The 24,055-nt window shown below is 65.9% G+C and carries 24 protein-coding genes; 14 read left to right on the forward strand and 10 right to left on the reverse strand.

Annotation, left to right across the window (positions count from 1 at the left end):
* Window positions 1-142 precede the first annotated feature (142 nt).
* The 6 genes from fdh3B to ABFK29_RS24645 all read right to left on the reverse strand — a co-directional run bounded on the left by fdh3B (window position 143) and on the right by ABFK29_RS24645 (window position 5,917).
* Window positions 143-736, reverse strand: a complete 594-nt coding sequence (gene fdh3B, locus ABFK29_RS24620) for a formate dehydrogenase FDH3 subunit beta (RefSeq protein ID WP_005864014.1) — start codon at window positions 734-736, stop codon at window positions 143-145.
* A gap of 12 nt (window positions 737-748) precedes the next feature.
* Window positions 749-3,646, reverse strand: coding sequence for a formate dehydrogenase subunit alpha (locus ABFK29_RS24625; RefSeq protein ID WP_005864015.1), 2,898 nt, complete (start codon window positions 3,644-3,646; stop codon window positions 749-751).
* A 177-nt stretch (window positions 3,647-3,823) separates the two neighbouring features.
* Window positions 3,824-4,006 carry a twin-arginine translocation signal domain-containing protein gene (locus ABFK29_RS24630; RefSeq protein WP_005864017.1) on the reverse strand — a complete coding sequence of 61 codons (183 nt, stop codon included), beginning with the start codon at window positions 4,004-4,006 and terminating at the stop codon, window positions 3,824-3,826.
* A 72-nt stretch (window positions 4,007-4,078) separates the two neighbouring features.
* Window positions 4,079-4,678 (reverse strand): TorD/DmsD family molecular chaperone, encoded by a 600-nt coding sequence (locus tag ABFK29_RS24635; protein WP_005864019.1) that lies wholly within the window; start codon window positions 4,676-4,678, stop codon window positions 4,079-4,081.
* Window positions 4,675-5,325, reverse strand: coding sequence for a DUF3306 domain-containing protein (locus ABFK29_RS24640; protein ID WP_005864021.1), 651 nt, complete (start codon window positions 5,323-5,325; stop codon window positions 4,675-4,677). The genes ABFK29_RS24635 and ABFK29_RS24640 overlap by 4 nt, the downstream gene beginning before the upstream one ends.
* Before the next feature lie 55 nt (window positions 5,326-5,380).
* Window positions 5,381-5,917 (reverse strand): DUF3305 domain-containing protein, encoded by a 537-nt coding sequence (locus tag ABFK29_RS24645; RefSeq protein ID WP_040605235.1) that lies wholly within the window; start codon window positions 5,915-5,917, stop codon window positions 5,381-5,383.
* Window positions 5,918-6,286: 369 nt separating this feature from the next.
* Between ABFK29_RS24645 and ABFK29_RS24650 the strand changes: the two genes are divergently transcribed.
* Window positions 6,287-8,236 (forward strand): 4Fe-4S binding protein, encoded by a 1,950-nt coding sequence (locus tag ABFK29_RS24650; RefSeq protein ID WP_005864025.1) that lies wholly within the window; start codon window positions 6,287-6,289, stop codon window positions 8,234-8,236.
* Between the two features lie 2 nt (window positions 8,237-8,238).
* On the opposite strand, the gene ABFK29_RS24655 is transcribed toward ABFK29_RS24650, so the two are convergent.
* A complete protein-coding gene (locus ABFK29_RS24655) occupies window positions 8,239-9,006 on the reverse strand; it encodes a hypothetical protein (protein WP_005864027.1) in 768 nt (255 codons plus the stop codon).
* Between the two features lie 26 nt (window positions 9,007-9,032).
* Here ABFK29_RS24655 and ABFK29_RS24660 point away from each other — a divergent pair, with 26 nt between their 5' ends.
* The 13 genes from ABFK29_RS24660 to ABFK29_RS24720 all read left to right on the forward strand — a co-directional run bounded on the left by ABFK29_RS24660 (window position 9,033) and on the right by ABFK29_RS24720 (window position 20,252).
* Entirely contained in the window at window positions 9,033-9,224 is a 192-nt protein-coding gene (locus ABFK29_RS24660) for a DUF6494 family protein (protein WP_005864029.1), read from the forward strand.
* A 3-nt stretch (window positions 9,225-9,227) separates the two neighbouring features.
* Window positions 9,228-10,277 carry an Mrp/NBP35 family ATP-binding protein gene (locus tag ABFK29_RS24665; protein WP_347100739.1) on the forward strand — a complete coding sequence of 350 codons (1,050 nt, stop codon included), beginning with the start codon at window positions 9,228-9,230 and terminating at the stop codon, window positions 10,275-10,277.
* Window positions 10,274-10,975: a biotin/lipoate--protein ligase family protein gene (locus tag ABFK29_RS24670; protein ID WP_005864100.1), complete on the forward strand. Its 702-nt coding sequence runs from the start codon at window positions 10,274-10,276 to the stop codon at window positions 10,973-10,975. The genes ABFK29_RS24665 and ABFK29_RS24670 overlap by 4 nt, the downstream gene beginning before the upstream one ends.
* Window positions 10,972-11,451 carry a DUF6505 family protein gene (locus ABFK29_RS24675; protein ID WP_005864102.1) on the forward strand — a complete coding sequence of 160 codons (480 nt, stop codon included), beginning with the start codon at window positions 10,972-10,974 and terminating at the stop codon, window positions 11,449-11,451. The genes ABFK29_RS24670 and ABFK29_RS24675 overlap by 4 nt, the downstream gene beginning before the upstream one ends.
* Window positions 11,452-11,480: 29 nt before the next feature.
* Window positions 11,481-13,424 carry a sensor histidine kinase gene (locus tag ABFK29_RS24680; RefSeq protein ID WP_040605251.1) on the forward strand — a complete coding sequence of 648 codons (1,944 nt, stop codon included), beginning with the start codon at window positions 11,481-11,483 and terminating at the stop codon, window positions 13,422-13,424.
* A 224-nt stretch (window positions 13,425-13,648) separates the two neighbouring features.
* Window positions 13,649-15,961 (forward strand): type VI secretion system Vgr family protein, encoded by a 2,313-nt coding sequence (locus ABFK29_RS24685; protein WP_005864106.1) that lies wholly within the window; start codon window positions 13,649-13,651, stop codon window positions 15,959-15,961.
* The gene (locus tag ABFK29_RS24690; protein ID WP_005864107.1) at window positions 15,961-16,548 is read left to right on the forward strand and encodes a DUF4123 domain-containing protein; all 588 of its coding nucleotides are present in this window, start codon (window positions 15,961-15,963) and stop codon (window positions 16,546-16,548) included. The genes ABFK29_RS24685 and ABFK29_RS24690 overlap by 1 nt, the downstream gene beginning before the upstream one ends.
* Window positions 16,548-16,964, forward strand: coding sequence for a hypothetical protein (locus tag ABFK29_RS24695; protein WP_005864109.1), 417 nt, complete (start codon window positions 16,548-16,550; stop codon window positions 16,962-16,964). The genes ABFK29_RS24690 and ABFK29_RS24695 overlap by 1 nt, the downstream gene beginning before the upstream one ends.
* Window positions 16,965-16,988: 24 nt before the next feature.
* Window positions 16,989-17,828, forward strand: a complete 840-nt coding sequence (locus ABFK29_RS24700) for an HNH endonuclease (RefSeq protein WP_005864111.1) — start codon at window positions 16,989-16,991, stop codon at window positions 17,826-17,828.
* Window positions 17,829-17,860: 32 nt separating this feature from the next.
* A complete protein-coding gene (locus tag ABFK29_RS24705) occupies window positions 17,861-18,403 on the forward strand; it encodes an SMI1/KNR4 family protein (RefSeq protein WP_005864113.1) in 543 nt (180 codons plus the stop codon).
* 8 nt (window positions 18,404-18,411) lie between these two features.
* Entirely contained in the window at window positions 18,412-19,149 is a 738-nt protein-coding gene (locus ABFK29_RS24710; protein WP_005864115.1) for a hypothetical protein, read from the forward strand.
* Between the two features lie 99 nt (window positions 19,150-19,248).
* Entirely contained in the window at window positions 19,249-19,593 is a 345-nt protein-coding gene (locus ABFK29_RS24715) for a PAAR domain-containing protein (protein ID WP_040605250.1), read from the forward strand.
* Window positions 19,594-19,727: 134 nt separating this feature from the next.
* Window positions 19,728-20,252, forward strand: a complete 525-nt coding sequence (locus ABFK29_RS24720) for an invasion associated locus B family protein (protein WP_005864119.1) — start codon at window positions 19,728-19,730, stop codon at window positions 20,250-20,252.
* 26 nt (window positions 20,253-20,278) lie between these two features.
* Here the strand turns inward: ABFK29_RS24720 and repC are convergent, their stop codons facing one another.
* The 3 genes from repC to repA all read right to left on the reverse strand — a co-directional run bounded on the left by repC (window position 20,279) and on the right by repA (window position 23,931).
* On the reverse strand, window positions 20,279-21,496 hold the full coding sequence (gene repC / locus ABFK29_RS24725; protein ID WP_005864121.1) for a plasmid replication protein RepC: 1,218 nt from the start codon (window positions 21,494-21,496) through the stop codon (window positions 20,279-20,281).
* A 244-nt stretch (window positions 21,497-21,740) separates the two neighbouring features.
* The gene (repB, locus tag ABFK29_RS24730) at window positions 21,741-22,712 is read right to left on the reverse strand and encodes a plasmid partitioning protein RepB (protein WP_005864123.1); all 972 of its coding nucleotides are present in this window, start codon (window positions 22,710-22,712) and stop codon (window positions 21,741-21,743) included.
* Window positions 22,713-22,725: 13 nt separating this feature from the next.
* Window positions 22,726-23,931 carry a plasmid partitioning protein RepA gene (gene repA / locus ABFK29_RS24735; protein WP_005864124.1) on the reverse strand — a complete coding sequence of 402 codons (1,206 nt, stop codon included), beginning with the start codon at window positions 23,929-23,931 and terminating at the stop codon, window positions 22,726-22,728.
* Window positions 23,932-24,055 lie beyond the last annotated feature (124 nt).

A 24,055-nucleotide genomic window follows, 5' to 3' on the forward strand; every position in this document is an offset into this window, starting at 1 on the left:
ATCGGCCACGGGACCGCCTGCGGTACGTGGCAAAAAGGGCGAGGCCGCGAGGGCCCCGCCGTAATGGTGCAGATGTAGGCCGGACATTGGTCCGGCCCACGCATGAAAGGGCGTCACCCGCCCTTCCCTTTGGCCGGCGGTATCAGCCGCCCTTCTGGTCGTAGGCCGTGCCCCAGCCCCAGGCGCCAGAGCCGAAGCCCCGGGCCACCACGCGCTCGCGGTAGATGGCCGACACGACGTCGCCATCGCCCGCCAGCAGGGCCTTGGTGGAACACATCTCGGCGCAGATCGGCAGCTTGCCTTCCGCGATCCGGTTACGGCCGTACTTCTGGAACTCCGCCTGGGAGTTGTTCTCCTCGGGACCACCGGCGCAGAAGGTGCACTTGTCCATCTTGCCGCGCGACCCGAAGTTGCCCGCCTGCGGATACTGCGGCGCACCGAAGGGGCACGCGTAGAAGCAATAGCCGCAGCCGATGCACAGGTCCTTGGAGTGCAGGACGACGCCTTCCTCGTTCTGGTAGAAGCAGTCGACCGGGCACACCGCCATGCAGGGCGCGTCCGAGCAGTGCATGCAGGCGACCGAGATCGAGCGTTCGCCCGGCTGGCCGTCCTGAATGGTCACCACGCGGCGACGGTTGATGCCCCACGGCACTTCGTGCTCGTTCTTGCAGGCGGTGACGCAGGCGTTGCATTCGATGCAGCGTTCGGCGTCACAGAGGAACTTCGCTCTTGCCATGTTTCTCTCTCCTTATGCCGGCATGATCTTGCAGAGGGTGGCCTTGGTCTCCTGCATCTGCGTGACGGAGTCGTAGCCGTAGGTCTGCGCCGTGTTGGTGGATTCACCCAGGACGATGGGGTCCGCCCCTTCGGGGTACTTCGACCTCAGATCCTCGCCCTGATACCAGCCGCCGAAGTGGAAGGGCATGAAGGCCACGCCCTCGCCCACCCGTTCGGTGACCATCGCCTTGACCTTGACCTTGCCGCCTTCGGGACCTTCGACCCAGACCATGGCCGCGTCACGCACACCGAGGTTGTTGGCGTCGCGCGGGTTGATCTCGACGAACATGTCCTGCTGCAGCTCGGCGAGCCACGGGTTGGACCGGGTTTCGTCCCCGCCGCCCTCGTATTCGACCAACCGGCCGGAGGTGAGGATCATCGGGTAGTCCTTGGAGAAGTCCTGCTTCTGGATCGACGCATACATGGTCGGCAGACGGTAGAACTTCCGGTCGTCGTAGGTGGGATAGTCGGCCACCAGGTCGCGCCGGTTGGTATACAGCGCCTCGCGGTGGATCGGCACGGGATCGGGGAATTCCCAGACCACGCAGCGCGCCTTGGCGTTGCCGTAGGGCGCGCAGCCATGCTCGATCGCGACCCGCTGGATGCCGCCCGAAAGGTCGGTCTTCCAGTTGGTCTTCGGTCCGGCAATCGCTTCGATGGTGGACTTTTCCTCGTCCGTCAGGTCCGCGTCCCAACCAAGGTCCATCAGCATCTGCATGGTGAACTCCGGATACCCGTCCTGGATTTCCGAGCCCGGGTTGAAGACGCCTTCCGCCAGCAGGTTGTCGCCGTTGCGCTCCACACCGTAGCGGGCCCGGAACGGCAGGCCGCCGTCCTTCACCGCAAGGTCGATGTTGTAGAGGTTGGGCGAACCGGGATGGTTCATCTCGGCTGTGCCCCAGCACGGCCACGGCAGACCGTAATAGTCGCCGTCGGCAGGCCCGCCCACCGCGCGCAGCGTGGTGCGGTCGAAGGTGTGCTGGTTCTCCATGTGAAGCTTCAGGCGCTCCGGAGACTGGCCGGTGTAGCCGACCGTCCACATGCCGCGATTGATCTCGCGCAGCGTGTCCTCGATGTTCGGGGTCACACCGTCTTCTTCAATCGCGATGTTGCGGAACAGACGGTCATGGTAACCGAACTTCTTGGCGAACAGGCCCATGATCTCGTGATCGGGCTTCGATTCGAAGATCGGCTTCACGACGCGCTGGCGCCACTGGATCGAGCGGTTCGACGCGGTGACCGAACCGTAGGTCTCGAACTGGGTCGCCGCCGGCAACAGGTAGACGCCATCCGTCCGGTCGTGCAGCACGGCGGACACGGTCGGATAGGGGTCCACCACCACAAGGAGGTCCAGAAGCTCCATCGCCTTCTTCATCTCGACCATGCGGGTCTGAGAGTTCGGCGCGTGGCCCCACAAGACCATGCCACGGACCTTGTTGGGCTGGTCCATGTTCTCGGCGTCTTCAAGGACACCGTCGATCCAGCGCGACACCGGAATACCGGTCTCGTACATCAGATCCTTGTCCTTGCCGTCGGCGCCGGGCATCTTGGCGAACTGACCGTTCAGCCAGTCGAAGTCCTCGCCCCAGACGCGGGTCCAGTGCTGCCACGAGCCCTTGGCCAGACCGTAATAGCCTGCCAGCGTGTGCGACAGGACGCCAAGGTCGGTCGCCCCCTGCACGTTGTCGTGGCCGCGGAAGATGTTGGTGCCGCCGCCGGACACACCCATGTTCCCAAGCGCAAGCTGAAGGATGCAGTAGGCCCGGGTGTTGTTGTTGCCGGTGGTGTGCTGGGTGCCGCCCATGCACCAGATCACGGTGCCGGGACGGTTGTTCGCCAGCGTCCGCGCCACCCGCTCAAGCTGGGAACCTGGCACGCCGGTCACGCGCTCGACTTCCTCGGGGTTCCACTTGGCCACTTCCTCGCGGATCTGGTCCATGCCCCAGACACGGGTGCGGATGAATTCGCGGTCTTCCCAGCCGTTCTCGAAGATGTGGTACAGGATGCCCCAGACCAGCGCCACGTCGGTGCCGGGACGGAAGCGCACGTATTCGTCCGCGTGGGCCGCCGTCCGGGTAAATCGCGGATCACAGACGATCAGCGGGGCGTTGTTCTGCTCCTTGGCGCGCAGCACGTGCAACAGCGAGACGGGGTGCGCCTCGGCCGGGTTGCCGCCGATGATGAAGATCGCCTTGGAGTTATGGATGTCGTTGTAGGAGTTCGTCATCGCGCCGTAGCCCCAGGTGTTGGCAACACCCGCGACCGTGGTCGAGTGACAGATCCGCGCCTGGTGGTCGACGTTGTTCGTCCCCCAGTAACGCGCGAATTTCTGGAACAGGTAGGCCTGTTCGTTGTTGTGCTTCGCCGAGCCCAACCAGTAGACGGAATCCGGTCCGCTTTCCTCGCGGATCGTCATCATCTGGTCGCCGATCTCGTTGATCGCGTCTTCCCAGCTGATACGGACCCATTCTCCCCCGACTTTCTTCATCGGGTACTTGAGGCGGCGTTCGCCGTGGGTGTGCTCGCGCACGGAGGCGCCCTTCGCACAGTGGGAGCCCAGGTTGAACGGGCTGTCCCAGCCGGGCTCCTGCCCGGTCCAGACGCCATCCTGCACCTCAGCCATGACGGTACATCCGACCGAACAGTGGGTGCATACGGTTTTCTTCAGGTCCACCTTGCCGGTTGCCGCGGTCTGGGCACTGGCCTGCTGGACGGTTCCTCCGGTCGCTGCAATCGCGGCAAGGCCGCCGATCGCCAGACCGGACCCGCGGAGGAATCCGCGCCGGTCAACCGAGGTCTTTGCCACCTCGGACAGGATCGAAGTCCGCTGGGGGCGTCGCGCAACCCCGTTGGTCTTTTTCCTAAGCATGTGTCTCTCTCCCTCAACGCACCTTCCGGTGCGAAAGACAGTGCCCGGCGCAAGAGGCGCAGAGCGGTGAAGGCGGAACGGTCGGGCCTCACGCAACCAGTTGTTCCACCAGCGGGGTGCCACGCCCGGCGGGGGCGTCAGCGGGGCGCATGGCCGGGGCCAGCGCAGGGGCGCGGATCAGAACCGCGCGGCGTCGAAGTAGGCGCGGGTGTGCACCGTGTCCTGCATCCGGTCGGACGACAGATCCGGCTCGGCTGCTTCGGCCTGCGTGCCGGCGGTGGCGACCGCCACGGCGGCAGCGGGCGCGGCGGTTCCGGCCAGTTTCAGGAAGTCGCGCCGGGACGCTGCTTTCTCTGACATGTCTTGCTCCTCTGTGGGTTCCGGCGCGTCCCCCGCGCCGCTCGTCTGACGGGACCCGCAGGCCCCGCCGGCTCAGCCAAGGCGGAAGGCTTCCGCCTCGATCTCCATGAAAGTGCGCCCGATGGTGCCAACGGGGGCGTAGAACACCGATCCCTTGGCGTTTTCGAGGTCACCGAAAAAGTGTCCGGCCCAAGACGCGATGTGCTTGTTGAAGAAGGTCTTCTGCGCGTCCAGCGAGGCAGGCGCACCAAAGCGGCCGACGATCAGCGCGCCCATCATCTCCATCAGGCTGGCGATGTTGTCTTCCGGCTCGAACACGTTCTCGGCCCGGGCCAGCCCGTGCGCCGTCATGTCCTGCCGCAACAGCGCCAGCGGCTTCTCGTTCAGAAAGCCGGTCATGTAGTAAGAGGCATAAGGCAGCAACTCGCCACGTCCGAGGCCGATGAACAGCTTGTTGTACTCGGTCACGACACTGCGGGGCTTCGTCACCTTCGCCATCTTCGACAGGGTAGAGATCGCTTCGCCAAGCGGCGTCGCATCGCCGGACAGCGACGCGGTCTGCGCCAGCAGCATCTCGTCCGGCGGCCCGGAAAGGATGACCCCGAGGAAATTGTAGAGGTCCGCGCGCAGGCGATCCTCCTCGGCGATCTTCGGGGCGGGTGCTGCGGTCATGCCTGTCCTTCCGTCTCTGCGAATACGAAACGCATGCGCCGCGCAGTGGCGGGCAAGGCGTCTTCGCTGTCATGTGTTTCCGCCCCGGTCTCCGCTTCCGCGGCGTCGCTTTCCGGTTCTGCCATCGCAAGCTGCGTCGGCGGGTCCGGCAGTGGCGCGGGTTCGCGGACGGAGACAAGCTCCGGCGCGGGCGTGTCATCCTCTTCCTCGGCGGGCTCCGCCGTCCCGGCGGTCTGTGCGGCCTTGGCTTCGGCCTCCTTCGCGGCCTCGACCACCTTGTCGAACATGCCCTTGCCCACCTGATAGACGGTCTTCATGTCCGGCACGCAACGGGCGGCGTCGGTGTAGTCCTCGCCGTAGTCCACAAGGCCGTCGAGATTCGCCAGCACAGGGTTGGTGCGCCAAAGCTTGCGCAGGGCGCGTGTCTTCAGCCGCTGCGGCAGCGCCGACTTCATGAAGTCGCGCACCTGTTCGGCGGTTTCGAGGTCTTCCGGCAACGGCTGCCCGGCTTCCGCCAGAAGCTCCTCGTCGGTCTTCTCCGCCAGCGCCTGCTCCTCGGCGGCGCGCTCCGCGTCGAGGCGCGCCTCCGCCTCGGCGCGGGCCTCTGCCGCAACGGCGGCACGGCGCTTTTCCCAGAACCCGCTCATGACAGATCCCCGCGCCTGCGGGCGGGCAACCGATGCCCAAGTGTCCTGAACGCGCTCATTGCAACCGCCTCCGCTTCAGCGTCGGCGAGGCATAGATGTCGCCCGGCTTCGCGATCCGCGCGTCCCCGATCCCGTCCTCGACAAGGTCGATCCGCTTCTTGTCGCGCTTGCGTTTCACAAAGACCTCGTCCTGGTGATGCGCCTCGATGAACTCGCGGATCCAGGCCACCAGCCCGTGCGGCATCGGCACCTTCTCCACCAGTTCGTTACCGCTGTCGGTGTAATCCTGCGCCTCGTAGGGCGAGGCCGTCACTTTCAGCACCTCGTAGGGCTGCGGCCCGCCGCCCGCCTCGCGCATCACCACGTAAAGGCTCGGCACTTCGTCGCTGAGGGCCTGAAGGTAGGCTTCGGTTTCCGCGCCATGCAGTTCCAGAACCGGGGTCGCGGCGTGGTATTCCACCGCCTCGCCCTCGCGGCGCATTTCCTTCCACTCCGCCGGTCCGGCCCCGGGCAACACGGCAGCCGCCGTCCAGTGCCACTTTGCCCAACGCGTCACACCCGGAGTCCGTCTCAGGACGACCCCGACCGGCATCGTTAGGTAGGCATTCGGATTGTGGATCAATGTGAAATCTCCCTGCCTCCACCCTCGCGCAGCTTCGCGGATCGGTGAAGCGATTTCGTGCACAACAGTATCCCAAACCCCTGTCCCGGTCATTTTGACCAGCCCTCCGGGTGGCGGGAAACGCGCTTGGCCAACTAGTCCATCTTGAGTGTTTTGCTAAGAAAAGTGGCAATCCGTGAACGCGCGAATCACCCCGCACAAATCGTGGCCCGAGGCGCACGACCCTGCCCCGAAGCGCGCCGGGAAAACGGTTGTGGGCGCCTTCGAATCATGTGTAGCTACCGGCTGCGGCGACGTTCGGGCAGGCCCGGAACCGGCCCCCGCCACGGGAGGAAAACCATGATCAAGTCCTTGATTACATGCGATTGTCTCGGCACACAGCAGATCGACGCAGAGGCCCTGTCGCGCACCACCGGGCTGGACGTACGCCGCCCCTGTTCGGCGCTCTGCACGACCGAGCTGCCCCGTGCCGCAGAAGCCTTGACGCAGGGTGACACAATTTTCTGCTGCACCCAGGAGGCCCGGGTGTTCGAGGCCCTCGCAGAGGACTTGGACCTGCCCGCGCCGCCCACGCTCGACCTGCGTGACCGGGTGGGATGGAGCGCCGATCCGGCCTCCAAGGTGGCCAAAATGTCCGCGCTGGTGGCAGAGGCCATGCTGCCCGCCGCGCCGGAAAAGACCATCGACGTGATCTCAGAGGGGCTGTGCCTGATCGTCGGCCCGGCAGACGCCGCGCTGGCCGCCGCAGAACAGCTCAAGGATCACCTTGGCGTCACCGTCCTGCTGCCGCCCGGGTCGGACATCCCCGACACCCGCGCCTTCGACGTCATCACCGGCCGGCTGCGCCGGGCCAAGGGGGCGCTCGGACATTTCGAGGTGGTGATCGACGCGTTGCGCATGATCGAACCCGGCGGGCGCGGCGGTTTCACCCTGACCGAACCGCGCGACGGCGGTGCCTCTCAGTGCGATATCCTGCTGGACCTGCGCGGCGACACGCCCCTTTTCCCGGCGCACGAGAAGCGCGAAGGCTACCTGCGCGCCGATCCCGGCCATGCCCCTGCCGTCTCTGCCGCGATCCTCGCCGCGTCGCACCTGACCGGCACCTTCGAGAAGACGATGCACGTCCGGATGGAGCCGCTGCTCTGCGCCCATTCCCGGGCCGAGCAGACCGGCTGCACGCGATGCCTCGACCTCTGCCCGACAGGGGCGATCACGCCGGACGGCGAACATGTTTCCGTCGATCCGCTGATCTGCGCCGGGTGCGGTGCCTGTTCGGCGGTCTGCCCGTCCGGGGCGATCAGCTACGACGCTCCGCCGGTGGACTTGACCATGCGTCGCGTCCAGACGCTGGCGAAGGCCTTCCTCGACGCGGGCGGCAGCGCGCCGCGCCTGCTGGTCCACGACGACCACGGCGCCGAGATGATCCGCCTCGCCGCGCGCCACCACACCGGCCTGCCCGCCGACGTGATCCCGCTGGAGCTGCCCAAGGTCGGCGTCTTCGGTCATGCCGAGATCGTGGCGGCCCTGGCCGCCGGTTTCGCATCCGTCGCACTGCTGCCGGGTCCGAAGGCGGACATGGAGGCAATCGGCCCGCAGGTCTCGCTGGCCGGTGCCATCGGCGGCGCGACCCGCGTGACGGTGATCGACACGCCGGACCCCGAAGTCCTCTCCGATACGCTCTATAGGGCCGAAGCCCCTGCCCCGCTCGACACCGCGCACGTCCGGCCCATGGGCACCCGCCGCCAGATCACCCGGCAGGCGGCGCGGGCGCTGAACCCGGTGGCCGAGACCCTGCCGCTGCCCGAAGGCGCGCCCTACGGTGCCGTGCTGGTCGATCAGGACGCCTGCACACTCTGCCTGTCCTGCGTGTCGCTTTGCCCGTCCGGCGCGCTTGGCGACAACCCCGACCGGCCCGAGTTGCGCTTTCAGGAAGACGCCTGCCTGCAATGCGGCCTCTGCGCCAACGTCTGCCCGGAGGAGGCGATCAGCCTTCAGCCGCAACTCGACCTGACGCCCGCCGCCCTGACGCAGCGTGTCCTCAAGGAAGAGGAGCCCTTTGCCTGCATCGAATGCGGCAAGCTCTTCGGCGTGAAGTCGACGGTGGAGAAGATCACCGAAAAGCTGCAGTCGCATTCGATGTTCGCGGGCGACCGCCTGCGCATGGTGCAGATGTGCGACGACTGCCGGATCAACGCGCAGTACCACTCCGACGAAAATCCCTTCGCCAGCAAGCCGCGCCCGCGTCCGCGTACCACCGAAGACTACCTGTCAAAGCGGCGCGACCATTGATGTCAGCGGGAATCCAGCGGCGCGCCAAGGTCGGCGGCCTGCATCGTCGACACATAGGCCAGCACGGCGTCGATCTCGTCCAGCGTCATCTCGACCGGGACGATCGGGCTTGGCCGCGCCTCGTCAAATGGCGGCGAGACACCCTCGATCTGGGTGAAGGCCGGGTGCGGGTTCAGGGCATAGAACCCCATGAAACGGTCGACCCAGTCCGGAAAGGCGCGCATGACCATGAAACTGGGGGTAGAGCCGATACTGCGGAACGCGCCGCCCTCTTCGACCGCGTGGCAGCGCCCGCATTTCACCCGCGAGATTTCCAGCCCCTGTGCGGCGTCGCCGTCGGGGACGAAGGCCGCGACCTCGCGTTCCTTCTGCTTGGGCAGGGTAAACAGCGCCTCGCCCTCCGGCGCATAGGCGGTCACCGTGTTGCGCCCGACCTCTCCGGTCAGCCAGTCCGTCAGCTTCGCGGTCCACTCCGTCTGATCGGTGACCTGCATCGACCAGACCGCACCCGCGCCCTCGAACAGCGGCGTGCCGTCCGCACCCAGCACGACCTGCGCGGCGGCCGGGTCATCGACGACCTCCACCTTCACCTGCGTCTTCAGCTTGAAGCGCGGAAGGATGTAATCCAGCAGGCCGGAGGCCACCAGCGGCTCCGGCGCGAAAAGACGAACGGCACGATCCTGTGCGACCGCCTTGAAGGGCAGCACGGCAAGGGCCAGTATCAACAACCAGACACGCATGAAGTCCAGCCTATGGGCCGGGCGCGCCATGCGTCAACAACTCAGGGAGCGATCCAATGAGCGACGAATTCAACATGTCCATGCGCAAATTCCTCAAGCAGGTCGGCGTGACCTCGCAGCAGGCCATCGAAGAGGCGATGCGCGACGCCGATACCGCCGGAAAATCCTTCCCGGTCAAGGCCGTCATCACCATTCCCGAGCTTGGCCTGACCCACGAGGTCACGGGCGAGATCAAGGGGCAGGAGTAAACCTTGGCCTCGCGTGAAGAGATCCTGGAGATCCTGAAGACCGTCTCCGCCCCCTCGGGCGAGGACATCGTGGCCGCCGGCGTGGTCCGTGCGCTTGGCGTGGCCGACAGCGGCGTGCGCTTCGTGCTGGAGGTGCCGCCGGGACAGGCCGACAAGTGGCAGCCGGTCAAAACGAAGGCCGAAGAGGCGCTGGCCGCCGCCGGCGTGGGCAACGTCCATATCGCGGTGACCGCCGATGCCCCGCCCCCCGGCCTCGGCGCCAAGCCGAAACCGAAGCCGCAGGGCCCGCAGAAGATCCCCGGCGTCGACCACCTGATCGCCATCGCCTCCGGCAAGGGCGGCGTGGGCAAGTCCACGGTGTCCGCCAACCTCGCCTGCGCGCTGGCGCAGCAGGGCAAACGCGTGGGCCTGCTGGACGCCGACGTCTACGGCCCGTCCCAGCCACGGATGCTGGGGGTGTCCGGGCGCCCCGCCTCGCCCGATGGCAAGACGATCCTGCCGCTCCGCAACCACGGCGTCACGATGATGTCCATCGGCCTCATGACCAACGAGGACCAGGCCGTCGTGTGGCGCGGCCCGATGCTGATGGGCGCGCTGCAGCAGATGATGATGCAGGTGCAATGGGGCGCGCTCGACGTGCTGATCGTCGACCTGCCGCCCGGCACCGGCGACGTGCAGATGACCCTGGCCCAGAAGGCGCAGGTGGACGGCGCGGTGATCGTCTCCACCCCGCAGGACGTGGCGCTTCTGGACGCGCGCAAGGGCATCGACATGTTCAAGCAGTTGAACGTCCCGATCCTCGGGATGATCGAGAACATGTCGACCCACATCTGTTCGAAGTGCGGGCACGAGGAACACGTCTTCGGCCATGGCGGCGTCGCGGCAGAGGCCGCCAAACTGGGCGTGCCGCTGCTGGCCGAGGTGCCGCTCGACCTGCAGATCCGGCTGGCGTCGGACGGCGGGGCGCCCATCGTGGTCAGCCAGCCCGACAGCCCGCAGGCGCAGGCCTTCCACGCGGTGGCGACCGCGCTCATCAAGGGCGCGCTGGCATGAGCGACCTCGCGTTCCCCCCGGCCATGTTCGGCGAGAAGGTCGACGGCGACCCGGCAGAGACGGCGATCCTGCGGGCGATCCAGGGGGTGGACGCGGGCCTCATCACCTACCGCGTCGCGTCGGACCAGGTGGGCGCCGCGCTGGTCTTTGCCCCCGAGGTGCCTTTGGCGCAGGCGATGACCATGCTGCCCCTTTGCGGTGTGGGTTTCCAGAACGCGCTTGGCGCTCTCGCCCCGCCCGAGGTGGCGGTGCACCTTGGTTGGGACAGCGGGCTGCGGGTCAATGGCGCGCTCTGCGGTCAGATGCGCGCCTTCGCCTCCGGTACCGATCCGGAGTCCGTGCCCGACTGGCTGGTGATCGCCTGGCAACTGGTGCTCCTGCCATTGACGGAGGACACGGGCACCGACCCCGACCGCACCGCCCTGTACGCGGAAGGCTGCGCCGACGTCGATCCCGGCATGCTGGTCGAGGCCTGGGCCCGCCACACGCTCAATTGGATCGCCAAGTGGGAAGACGCAGGTCCCCGCGCGCTGGCCGCCGAATGGCGCGGGCTGGCGCATGGCGTCGGCGACGAGACGGCGCAGGACGGCCGCACCGGCACCTTCCTCGGTGTCGACGAAGACTTCGGGATGCTCCTGCGGGACGCGGACGGCACCCACCTGATCCCCCTCACCACCCTGCTGGAGGACACGCCATGAACCTCGCCCGCGCGATCCATGTGGACGAAAGCGACCAATACGTCTTTGCCAACCCCGCGCGCACCGGGGAATGGTGCGTCTCGGGCGGGTTCGAGTTCTCCGACTGGACGGAGGCAGACCTGACCGGCAAGCAGCGGCAGGCCTTCACCAACGGCTGGCTGGGGCTGGAAACCGGCGGGCGCGTGACCTTCGTCGCCGTCACCCCCGTCACCCCCGAAGAGATCGCGGACCTGGAGGTGAAGCTGGCACAGCACTTCGTCACCTACTACGGCGCGCCCTCGGTCGATGCCGCCCGCCCCGTCGCCCGCGAAGAGATCTTCCACATGGCCGACCTCTGCGAGGAACACGCGCCAAACACCCTGCTGACGGTCATGCGCGACCTGACCGACGCCGGCGTGCGCGAGGTCTTTCGCGTGATCGACCCGGAGGACGCCGACCTCGACCAGTTCGCCGTGCACGGCTCTCTGGACGAGTGACTCGGGCCGCCGCCCCCCGGCGCAGCCCGCTGCGTTCCATCCGGGTGCGGTTGCTGTTCCTTGCGCTGGCGCCGCTGGTCGTCCTGACGCCGCTCCTGCTGCTGTTCGGCATGACGCGCTGGACGGCGGATTATGACAAGGTCCTGATCGCAAACGTCGAATCCGACCTGCGCATCGCCGAGCAATACCTGGCCCGGATCATGACCACGACCGGAGAGGACCTGTCCGGCGTGGCGGACAGCGTCGGCTTCGCCGAGGTACTGAACGCCTCCGAAGATGCGTTCGCGGCTTACCTCGACGACACGCGGCGGACGCTCGGGCTCGATATCCTGTATTACCTGCCCGGCGGGCAGTCCTCCGACTGGCCGGTGATCGACAGTGCGCTGAAGGGCAAGCCCGCCACCGCCATAGACCTGTTCGACGCCGAGACCTTGGCCGCCTTCTCGCCGGATCTCGCCGCCCGCGCCCGGATCGAGCTGATCCCGACCCGCGCCGCCGTGCCGACCGATCGCACGGTGGAGGACCGCGGCATGGTCGTCCACGCCGCCACCCCCGTCCGCCTGCCCGGCCACGACGGCGCGCTGGTGGGCGGCATCCTCCTGAACCGCAACCTGCAATTCATCGACACGATCAACGCGCTGGTCTACCTCAACGCCGTCACCGGCGGCGACCGGCAGGGCACCGCGACGCTGTTCCTCGACGACGTGCGGGTGTCCACCAACGTGCGGCTTTTCGAAGACGTGCGCGCGCTTGGCACGCGGGTGTCTGCCGTGGTCCGCCGGCAGGTGCTGGACGCGCAGGAGACATGGCTCGACCGCGCCTTCGTCGTGAACGACTGGTACATCTCGGGCTACCTGCCGCTGCACGACAGCTTTGGCGAGGCGGTGGGGATGCTTTATGTCGGGTTCCTCGAAGCGCCTTTCACCCATGCCAAGCGCACTGCCTTTGCCATCATGCTGGGCGCCTTCGCTGCCGTGGTGCTGCTGTCGGCGCCGCTGTTCCTGTGGCTGGCCAAGGGCGTCTTCGCTCCGCTGGAACAGATGACCCGGACCATGCGCCGGGTGCAGGACGGCGACCTGTCGGCCCGCAACGCCGTGCCCCGCTCCGGCGACGAGATCGGGCAGGTTGCGGGGCACCTCGACGACCTCCTCGATCAGGTGCAGGAGCGCGACACACAGCTCCGCGCATGGGCGTCCGAGCTGAACCAGAGGGTGGAGGACCGCACCGCCGAGCTGCGCGAGGCCAACGCCAAGCTGGAGGACACCTGGCGCCAACTGGTGATGAGCGAAAAGCTTGCCTCCATCGGCGAAATCACCGCCGGCGTCGCGCATGAGATCAACAACCCGGTGGCCGTCATCCAGGGCAACCTCGACGTCCTGCGCGAGACGCTGGGCGACGCCGCGCAACCCGTGCAGACAGAAATCGACCTGATCGACGGGCAGGTCGGACGGATCAACGCCATCGTCGGCAAGCTGCTGCAGTTCGCCCGGCCCGACGACTTCTCGGGCACCGAGCGCGCGGTGGATCTTGCGCCGGTGGTGCGCGACTGCCTCGTTTTGGTGGAACACGTCCTGACCCGCGCCGACATCCGCGTGGAAACCGAGCTGGACGAGGCCCCCCGCGTGGCCATCGGCGGCGGCGAGATGCAGCAGGTGGTCATCAACCTGGTGGTGAACGCAGTGCACGCCATGGAGCACAGCGGCACGATCTTCCTGACGCTGAACGCCGAACCCCGAGACGGCCGTCCCGGCGCGGCGCTGCGGGTGCGCGACACCGGTCCGGGCGTGCCGGACAAGCTGCTCGACACCGTGTTCGACCCGTTCTTCACCACCAAGCAGGCAGAGGGCACCGGGCTCGGGCTTTCGATCTCGCAAACGCTGATCCAGCGCGCCGGGGGGCGGATCAGTTACCGCAACCCGCCAGAGGGCGGCGCGGAATTCCTCGTCTGGCTGCCCGCGGCGGAAGACACCTGATCCGCGGACCGGGACGGTCGTGGCCGGAATTCGCATCGGTGGGGTATTGAATAAATGACTTCAAGAATCCGCGCGCGTGCTCATATGCTGTTGGTGACTGGGAATGTCATTGAAGATGGACGCCCGCCAGCAGCCGGTTTTGACGTTGCGCCGTGGGTTGTCTAAGGTACTATCACTTTGGATTTAATCAGGTTCGAACCATGGCTTTGAAACAAGATTCCCGAATGGGGAAGCTGTCGACCGTGCTCGGCAAGGACGTATTGGTCCTCCAGCGGTTCGAAGGCTTGGACCGGATGAACGGGCTCTTCGAGTATCACGTGGCGTGCCTGTCCGAGGACGAGAACGTCGATTTCGACAGCCTGATGGGGACCAACGCAACGGTTTCGATCAAGGCGCGCGACGGCTCCGACAAGTACTTCAACGGCCTCGTGACCGAAGCCCGCTGGCTTGGCGCAGGTGAAAACGGCATCCGGTACGAACTGACGCTGAAGCCGTGGTTCTGGCTGGCCACCCTGCGGCGCAACCAGCGCATCTTCCACGAAAAGACCGTGATCGAGATCCTGCAGGAACTGCTGGCCCCCTACGGCTCGGGCGGCAACCTGACGGTGCAGACGCAGGGCACCTACCCGACCCTCGAATACACCGTGCAGTTCAACGAAAGCGACTTCGACTTTGCCGTTCGGATGATGGAACGCCACGGCATCAGCTACTTCTTCAAGATGAGCGACGGCGCGCACGAGATGGTGCTGACCGATTCCGTCGAAAGCCACGAGGTGCTGGGCGCCTTCCCGGTGAAGCCCTACGTCGGCCACCACCAGGAAGACACGGAACACCTGTGGGAATGGCGCCCGGAACGCCGGATGACCACCGGTGCGATCCGGATGACCGACTACAACTTCAAGACGCCCACCACCGTGATGGAGAAGGACCAGACCGGCAGCGCCTCCTACGCGCACGGGCAGATCGAAAGTTTCGACTGGCCGGGCGATTACCTCGATCCCGGCCGCGGCACCGAGATGGTTTCGCTCGGGCTTGACCGGGCGCAGGGGCACGACAAGCGTTACGAGGCGATGGGCGACATCGTCGGGCTGTTCTCCGGTCTGAAGATCAGCATCGCGGGCGACAGTTCCGAGGTGCCGGGCAAGGGCGACGAATTCCTCTGCCTCGTCGCGCACCACTCCTACACCTCCGACAACTACGGCTCGGGCGGCACGTCGGGCGACGGGTTCGCCTTTACCGCGCGCTTCGTGATGATGCCGTCGAACGCCCCGCTGATCCCCGAGAAGAAAAGCCGCCGCGCCGATGTGCGCGGGCCGATGACCGCGGTTGTCGTGGGCGCCGAGGGCGAAGAGATCGACTGCGACGAATACGGTCGCATCCTCGTCCGCTTCCCCTGGGACCTCAGCGATGCGCGGTCCATGCGCTGCCGTGTGTCGCAGAACTGGGGCGGCGGAAGCTGGGGCGGCATGATCATCCCCCGGATCGGCATGGAAGTGGTCGTCGAATTCCTTGACGGCGACCCGGACAAGCCGCTGGTGACGGGCTGCGTCTACAACGGCAAGAACATGGTCGCCTACCCCCTGCCCGCCCACAAGACGAAGTCGGTCTTCCGCACCGACAGCCACAAGGCCACCGGCTTCAACGAGATGGTCTTCGAGGATGAGCCGGGCCAGGAAAACATCGCGTTCAAGGCGCAGCAGGACTGGTCGCGGCTGGTGCTCAACGACTCGATCAGCCGGGTCAAGCGGCACGACATCGAAAGCGTCGGCATGAACAAGATGGTCGAGGTCGGCAACAACCTGAAGATGGAGGCCGGCGGTTCGGTCAACATCTCCTCGGGCGGCACGGGTCCCGACATTAAAAGCCTGCTGGGCGGGCTCGGCGGCCTGATGGGCAAGTCCAAGTCGCTGGTCAAGAAAGGCGCTTCCGAGGGCGGCGGATCGTCGGGCGGCGATCTGGGCAAGTTCGCCGGCACCCTCGGCGCCAAGGATCTCGGCTTCATCTCCGGCACCGGCGGGGCGGGGCGGTCGGGCATGCACAGTGCCGACGAGGAAGGCAAGGACGCCAACCACAAGCTGCGCGAGGACGGGACCAAGTACGGCGAAAGCGGCTACTCCCTGTTCGAGAGCCCCGGCGTGGTGAACACCTTCGCGTCGAACTTCCGGTCGGACACCACTGGCGTCGCATCGGTTGAATCGGTCGGCCTGACGAAGATCCTCAACGTCGGCGGCGCGGTGAAGGAAAACGTCGGCAAGAAGATGACCACCGACGTCGGCGAAGACATCGAGATGACCTCCGGCAAGACGATCCTGAACAAGACGATGAAGCACACGCTGATCGCGACGCAGAAGTTCACCATCGCGGCCCCCGGTGCCACGATCGAGATGGACGCCTCCGGGATCACCATCAAGGCGTTCACCATGAAGGTTCAGTGCCCGTCGGTGGACTTCAACATGGGCGCGCCCAGTCAGGCGACAGTGTTGCAGGCACCCCAGGCGTTCTGCGAAGAATGCCAGGGCACGGCAGGGGGCGATTGATGAACGACGTGGTCATCCACATGTCGGACCCCGCCGACAGCGCCGACGAGGCGCTGGCGATGGCGTTGGAAAAGGCCTGCGGCCCGGACCAGACGGCCTATCTGCTGATCGACGCCAGCAAGTCGCCGGCGACCCAGTGCATCATCGAGACCATGACCGACGACGCGTTGTGCCTGTTCGACGGACAGGCCTTCGACGATCTGGCGGCCTATGCGCCTTGGCTCGTGCCCCTGACCGGCTCGGGCCTTCGGGTGTTCGAGTGGTTCATGGAGGAAGGCTGGAACAAGGACTGGGGCCTTTTCCTGATCGCCGGACAGGATGCGAAAAAGGTGAAGACCTCGCTCAAGCGGTCTCTGCGGGTCAAGACGGAGGACGACAAGGAGCTGTTCTTCAAGTTCTACCGTCCCAGCGTGTTCAACACCTACCTGCCCGCCATGGAGCCGGAGCAATGCGCCTACGTGCTGCGTGATCTCGCGCAGGTCTGGGCCGAGGATTCCGACAACCCGCAGCTTGTGCACCGCTACGCGATCCGCGAAGGCACCCTGCGCCGCGCCGACCTCAGCCTGACCGTGGCCGAGGATGCCTGATGCCCCCACGGCTCACCCTCGACACCGGCCAGCGGTCGGCGCCGCTCAATGACGACCGGGCCTTCGCCAGGGCATACGTCGAAGAAGTGATGAAGACCCACCTGCCGCAGGACTACTGGTCGCTCTCGCCCGAGGGCCGGATCGAGATGACCATGAACGGCCGCCGTTACGCGCGGCATTTCGGCATCACGGACGTGAAGTCGCAGATGATGTTCATCACGCTCATGTGGGAGGTCGGAGCAAATTTCTTCATGTTTTCAGGGTTTAAGGAGATCGCGGTCAGTGCGGTCGACGGGCCTTCCAAGATAGATGCCTTCTTCGAGGTCGACAGCGATCTCGCGGCAGAGGCCATCATGAACGCGGATTCCAGGTATTGGTATCCGGACATGGCCGGGATCACCGGCCTGAACGGATGAAGCACCCGATGTGAGTACCGCGTCATGAGCAAGTACCTGAAGGACGAAGGAGTCGATCCCGCGGCCGTGCGCGCCCAGCACAAGCAGGTCGACGACATGTACAAGGACATCGCGACCGAAATCGGCTTTGCCGTAGGTGGCGCTGTGCCGGTTGCGGGCGTGGTGGTCGATGCCGCATCGGCGGTCCGCTCGGCATGGCAGGGCGACTGGTTCGGGGCCGCCGTCGACGTCTTTGGCATGATCCCCGGCTGGGGCGACGCCGCGAAGGCGGCAAAGGTCACCGACAAGGTCAACACCATCCGCCGCACCATCGACGTCGCCAGGGTCGGACTGAAGGCGTCTTACCGGCAGACCAAGGAAGCCGCGGCGAAATACTGGGACGACGTCATCAAGAAGCAGAAGGCCGCCTACGAGGCAGCCGCCAAGAAGTGCAACGGCACGAAGGAGTGCCTCGAAAAGCTCGAAAAGATGAAGAACCCGCCGCATTACGACCAGGTGCCGACCAACGGCACATGGACCAGCGGCAGCCGGGGGGACGGCTGGTTTCAGCCCGCCGACACTTCGAAACCGCCAATAAGGTACAAGAACGGATTTCCGGATCTATATCCGCATTCGAAGGGCAACGTCGACATCCCGATGAAGGGCAACCATACGTCGGATTTCACTAATGCCGACAAGGCGATGCGCGAAAAGCTGGGCAACGACAACTGGACCCGTCCCGAAGGGTACACCTGGCACCACAACGAAAACGGCACGACGATGCAGCTTGTACCGCAAAGCATCCATTCGACCAGCAAGGGCGGCTATGCCACGCACACCGGCGGCGCCGCGCTCTACAAAGGCAGTCACAAGTCCGAATTCTAGTCCCCGTCGCACCGGGGCAAGGGAGACCCGCCATGTCACAAGATCCGATAATCGCCCCCGAAGGCAGCGCCTGGCCCGATCCGGCTGCTCTGGCAGATGCCGTGGCCGAGCTTGAGACCGCGCTCGGCACCGCCCTGCCCGAGCCCTACCGCAGCTTTCTGCTGACCTATGGCGGCGGCGCGCCCTATCCGCTGATCTTCGATTACGCCCCGGACGAGGACGATCCGGAGCGGTTCCTCGACCGGCTGAACCGCCCCGCCCGCGTGCAGGAACTGGCCAATGGCAAGACCTTCGGCGACGGCACCCCGCAAGGGTTCGCCCCCATCGGCGAAGACCCCGGCGGGCTGATCGTGCTCCTGTCGCTGCATCCGGGCGATTTCGGCGCGATCTACGCCTGGTCCGCCACCGCCGAACCCTGGGGCGGGCCGAACAACGCACCGGACATGCTGGTGCCGCTGGGGGCCGATTTCGGCGCCTTCATGGCCACGCTCTATGAAACCGAGGACCTGATGGGCTACGAACACTGGAGCACGCCGCAGCGCCGCGCCCTCCAGCGGGAACTGGTTCTGCCGTGATTCCCGAAATGCTCGCCCTGACCTTCCCGGAGAACTGGCCGCCGACGCTGACGCTCGCGTCGCTGCCGGCTGTATCCGTGACCCTGTCGGACGGCGATGCAGAGACGCTGGGCAGCCAGTCCGCGCTTTACCGGGAGGTCGCGGGCGACGCCCGGCGGATCGGCTTCGGCCCTGACTTCGAGAAGACCATCGCCAAGGCGCTGGAGACGTTCCCCGAAGGCCTTATGCCGCGCATCGGGATGTGCAGCTGGAAGGCCTCGACCGTGGTACACGCCCCCTGCCACAGCGTGGCGGACGTGATGCGCGTCATAACCGCCAACGACCCGCGTGTCGCGCAGGCGATCCTGGACCACCGCATCAGCAAGCGGCCCGTCGTCCTGCACCTGCGCGCCTGGCGCGACATCCCGGATTGGGCCGAATTCCGGCTGTTCGTAAAGCGCCGGGGTCTCCTCGGCGTGTCGCAATACGCCTGGCAAGAGACCTTCCCCCAAATCGCCGCGCAGCACAGCGCCATCGTGACGGCTGTCAACGCGCTGCTGAAGGACATCTGGGAGGATCTGCACATGGACGACGTCGTGATCGACGTCTGCGTGCTGCCCGAAGGCGACGGGCTGAAGGCCTGGCTGATCGAACTGAACCCTCTGGACCCGCGCAGCGACGCCTGTCTCTACAGCTGGGAAAACGGCGGAGACTTCGACGGCAGTTTCAGGTACAATAGACCATACAGAGCGGAGGCCTTTGGATAGGCGCCGTAAAACGGGTTCGCGTCCGGGTCGTATTCCGGACCTGAGGAAGGGCTGGACCCGGGACATTTCGAAGACGTTTTTGAGAGAAAGGATTTCAGAATGGGACAACCGATTTGCTGTGTGGGCGACATGCACGTCTGCAACATCACGATCCCTGCCACCCCGGCCAGCCCCGCGGTCAAGCACCTTGGCGGACCGGTCGTGCAGCCGGGCCAGTTCCAGGTCCGCGTGATGGGGCGCCCTGTCGCGGTCGTCACCGGTCAGACGATCTGCATGAACCTCATCATCCCACCCGGCGCGCCGCCGGTGCCGACTCCCGACCCGATGGTCAAGGGCTCCATGATTGTGCGGATCAACAACCTGCCGGTCATGCGGATCACCGATCTTTGTTCCCACGGCGGCCAGATGTCGACCGGCAACCCGATGGTCAAGATCGCCATGTGATCGGCCACGGCGGTTCGCTGCGGGCAAGGGCGTCACGATCGACCCGACCTACGGTTGACAGCTGTCAACCAACCCGATCTACCTGCGGACGCCGGCCCTTTCGGCCGGCGTTTGAATGAAAGAGGTTCGTATCCATGTCCTTGCGCACACTCGCCTGTCTTGCCGCCTTTGCCTGCCCGTCGCTCTCGGCGCCCGTCAGCGCGCAGGAGGATGTCGTCAACGGCCAGAAATTCGGCGCCTGGACGGTCTCCTGCGAGGCGCTCGGCAAGAACCGGACCACCTGCATCCTGAGTCAGAGCCTGAGCCGCGACACCGACAACGCCTTCATCGCGCAGATGATGGCCTTCTGGTCGTCGGACGGCAGCAAGCGTTTCATCGCCGCGCGCGTACCGTTGGGCGCCTACCTGCCCTCGGGCTTCGCGATCCGGGCCGAGGAATCCGACGAGGCGATCCCCTTCGTCTGGCAGTCCTGCTTTGGCAAGGTGTGCGAAGCCATGCGCGAAATCGATCCGGAGCAGATGGACACCGTCGCTTTGGAGAAGGGCACCGTTCTGGGCAGCTTCCGCCCCCGGCTTGGCATGGACCCGTTCATCTTCCGCTTCTCGATGGAAGGTCTGGACGCCGGTCTCGAAGCGCTGCGTCCCACCGCCGCCGAGTGACGTGGTGAGGTTGACAGCTGTCAACCTCATGCCGCCCGCCGCCCGTTGCCATTGAGCAGCGCCATCACCATCGGCCCGGTCGAGAACGCCCCTTCCGCGCCGCGCATCGTCAGGCTGCGCAGGTAGCCGCCCGGGCTCTGGATCTGGTCGGCGCGTTGCAGGATACAGGCCACGGTCACCGCAGCGTTGCAGGCCCCAAGATGCGTGACCGCCTCGACCCAGGCGCTGGGGCTGATGCCCAGCATCCCGCGCAGGAAGTCAGCCGTGTCGACAAGATCGCCCCAAGTCTCGATGGGCCTTCGGGCATAATCCAGAACATCAGGGCAGGCCTTCAGAACCAGCACTAACGGGATGGGTGGCGCGCTGTCGGACCCGCCGCCCCTGCCCTTTTCTGGGCTAAGTTCAGAAACAGAGGTTTCTGGATTTGAAGTCTGAAGGTGCCGCCCGGAATCGCTGTCTTTGCCGCTCATTTCTTCCGTTTCCTGCGGAATGTCCTGCGTCTTCTCCACAGCGTCAGACACAGCCTCCGACACAGGCACGACCGCTTCTTTCAGCGCGCTCAGAACCTCCGTCGCCTGATCCTCGATCACCTGTAGGTCACCGAACCCCAGCTTGCGGCGCAGGGCACGCTGCATCAGCCGCAGCGCATCGTCCCAGGCATCCCACGTGCCGGACAGCCCCGCATCGCGGCCATAGACCAGCAGCTTGACCGCATCCCGGACGATCAGCACGACACGCTCTCTGAGAGTGCGAAGCGCCTCTGCCTCGGCCCGGGCCTGTTCGGCGGCATCGACGATGTCGGGCGCACGGACGAGCAGGGGGCGCAGGTCGAAGCCGAAGGCGGTCACGACCTCGCCGGTTCCGTCACGACGCACGTAGCGCTTGCCGTTGGGGCTGTCGTGGCGCAGCAGCAGACCGGCGCCCACAAGGGCCGCGAGGTGACGGCGCAGCGTGCTTTCCGCCATGCCATGCGCGCGTTCCGCCAGCATCCGGTTGGACGGGTAGACGATCAGGTTCTCGCCGTCCTCCAGGTGGTCCGCTTTGTGGAAGCTCAGCAGCGCGTTCAGCACCGTGAGATCCCGGTCGGATACGCCGAAGGCACCACGCGCCACGCATAGCGCGCGGAACAGTTCCCATTTGGCAAAGCGCTGCCATGCGGCAGGCCGCGCGGCCTCCGCCTGCGATGCCAGCAGACCAGCCGTCACCGCCCGCCCACCGAAGGGCGTCACTGTCAGTCGTTCCATTTTCCTGTCACGAGACAAAAGAATTTCCGCCCGCCGAATCGGCAGTTGTTGACAGCTGTCAACGTCCGCGGCTATCCTGAGATTGCTACATCAGAGGGAAGCCTTCCGGGACCACGTCTTGGGGGGCTTTTCTTTTTCCTTCTGCCTGTTCGTGCCTCCTTGTTCCTGTCTGCTCGGTGTCTTCGGGGCGGGTCACGTTCCGCCCGTCGGGGTCTTGCGGGGCAGGGGGGGCGCCCCCGTCCCGTCACTCTCCGCGTTTGGCTTGCCAGTCGCGGAAGATCTCTTCGATGTTCTCTTCGAGCCACGTGTCGAAGCCGTCGGCATGGGCCGTGCGGACCTCGACCGTCAGCTTGTCCTTGCCGCGCGTGACCTTGCCCAGCACCTTGCCGGGCGCGGCCTGAAGCGTCTTCGGGCGCGGCTTGTCGGCTTTCGGCGCGGCGGGGGCCTTGGGCTTGTGGTGCTTCTCCATCCACGCCAGAAGCGCCTCGAACCGGGCGTCGGAGGTGTCGTGAAGCTGCGCGTCCGCCATGGCGATGCCGTGGTCGGTGTCCCAACCGGTCTGGGTCCAGGCCCTGGAAAAGGCCAGCCAGCGGTCGCGGCCGATCCCCGGGGCGGAGCCGATGCGTTCGATCACCTCCACCGGCACCGCTTCCGCCACCTGCAACATGCGCGAGATCAGCGTCTTGTCGGTCGACAGCGCGTCGCCGATCACCTTGCGGTCATAGCCCGCGTCGACCATCTGCCGGGCGAAGTTCACCCGCTCGATGAACGACAGATCCCGCCGGGCAGAGTTCTCCTGCCCCTGCGCAAGGATCGCCGCCTCGTCGTCGAGGTCGCGGATCAGCGCCTTGACCGGCATCTTGAGGTCGCGCATCGCAAGCACGCGGCGGCGACCGTAGACGATCTGGTAGGCGCCGTCCTCTTCGGGGTCGGGCCGGACGAGGACCGGCACCTGCTGGCCGTATTCCTTCAGCGAAGCCATCAGCACCTGATGCGACTTCTCGTCGAAATCCAGCCGATCCTTCAGGCCGCCCGCCTTGATCGTGAAGGGGTCGAGTTCGACCACCGAGCGGCTTTTCAGTTCGGCGATCTGCTGGGACACCGCCCCGATCGCGCCCTTGGAATAGCGCGGCTCGACCCTCGGCTTGTCGTCCGGTTCGGTCTTCTTGGTGGCGGCCTCTTCCATGAGGCCCTTCAACAGGTTCTTGCGTGCCATCCGTGCCTCCCGCTTACCGGCCCCATGCCGCTTGAATAAGGCCTTCGATCTCCTCGTTGACGAGGTTCAGGCTTTCCATCGCGCGGTCGTAGGTCGCGCGGGTGAACTGGCTGCGCTCCACCTCGTAGAGCGTCTGCTTGGTCAGCCCGGCATCGCTGATCGCGGTGGACTTCAGCACGGGGTGATTCAGGACGTGTTCGCCGAACATCGCGCGCATGAAACTGACCATCTGGTTCTGCGGCCCGTCGCCGGGTTCGTAACGGGTGACCACGTAGCGCAGCCAGTCGTAGGACATGTCGCCCCCGGCCTCGGCCACGACGCCCAGCAGGTTGGAGGTCATCAGCAGGAACTGGCACATCGACATGACGTCGAGCATCTGCGGGTGCACCGTCACCAGAACGGCGGTCGCGGCGGACAGCGCCGACATGGTCAGGAAGCCAAGCTGCGGCGGACAGTCGAAGACGACGATGTCGTAGTCGTCGGCCACCTCGGACAGCTTGTTGCCGACGCGTGTGAAGAACATGTCGCCGGCGCCGGAGACCAGCGCGCGCGGCGTCTCGTGCTCGAACTCCATGAGATCGAGGTTGCCGGGCACGATGTCGAGGTTGGGGAAGTACGTCCGCTGGATCACGTCGCGCAGAGGGACGGGGTCGTCGTAGCGGATCGCGTCGTAAAGCGTGCCGCCGTCGAGCAGGTCGAACTCCGGCTGGTAGCCGTGCAGAGCAGAAAGCGAGGCCTGCGGGTCGAGGTCGATGACCAGCGTCCGATAGCCGTCCAGCGCCAGTTTCTGCGCGAGATGGGCCGAGGTCGTGGTCTTGCCCGAGCCGCCCTTGAAGTTGATGACGGAGATCACCTGAAGGTGGTCGATGTACTTTTCGGAGTTGCCCTCCGGGGCGGCGCGCCGCCCGGGCAGGTAGGTGCCCTGCGCCTTGGCCCCCTTTTCAAGCACATGGCGCAGGTCGACGATATCCTGCGGGGAATAAAGCCTGCGCCCGCCCGGCCCGGTTTCAGGCTGCGGCCCCTTGCCGTCGAGCGACAGCTTGCGCAGGTAGGCGTCCTTCACCCCCAAAAGCTTTGCGACCTCGCCAGAGGTGAACTTGCGCAGCGACTTGCGCGCGTGCGGGGGGAAAAGCTGTTCCCGGTGCGCCTGGAGCCGCTCTGAAAGCTTGTGTGCGTGTTCGCCCACAAGCAGGTCGATCCGATGCTTGACCTGCGTCACTGTCTTCTGCCCTTCTGGACACCGCCGACCCCCGTCACGGGCCGCGAGGGTCCCTGACATCCGCTTCGCCCGGCGATCTGTCGCACCGATGTCGAAGCGTTAGTTACGCCCGGCGGCGTAATTT

It is taken from the genome of Sagittula stellata E-37 (assembly GCF_039724765.1).
In the GTDB taxonomy this organism is placed as follows: domain Bacteria; phylum Pseudomonadota; class Alphaproteobacteria; order Rhodobacterales; family Rhodobacteraceae; genus Sagittula; species Sagittula stellata.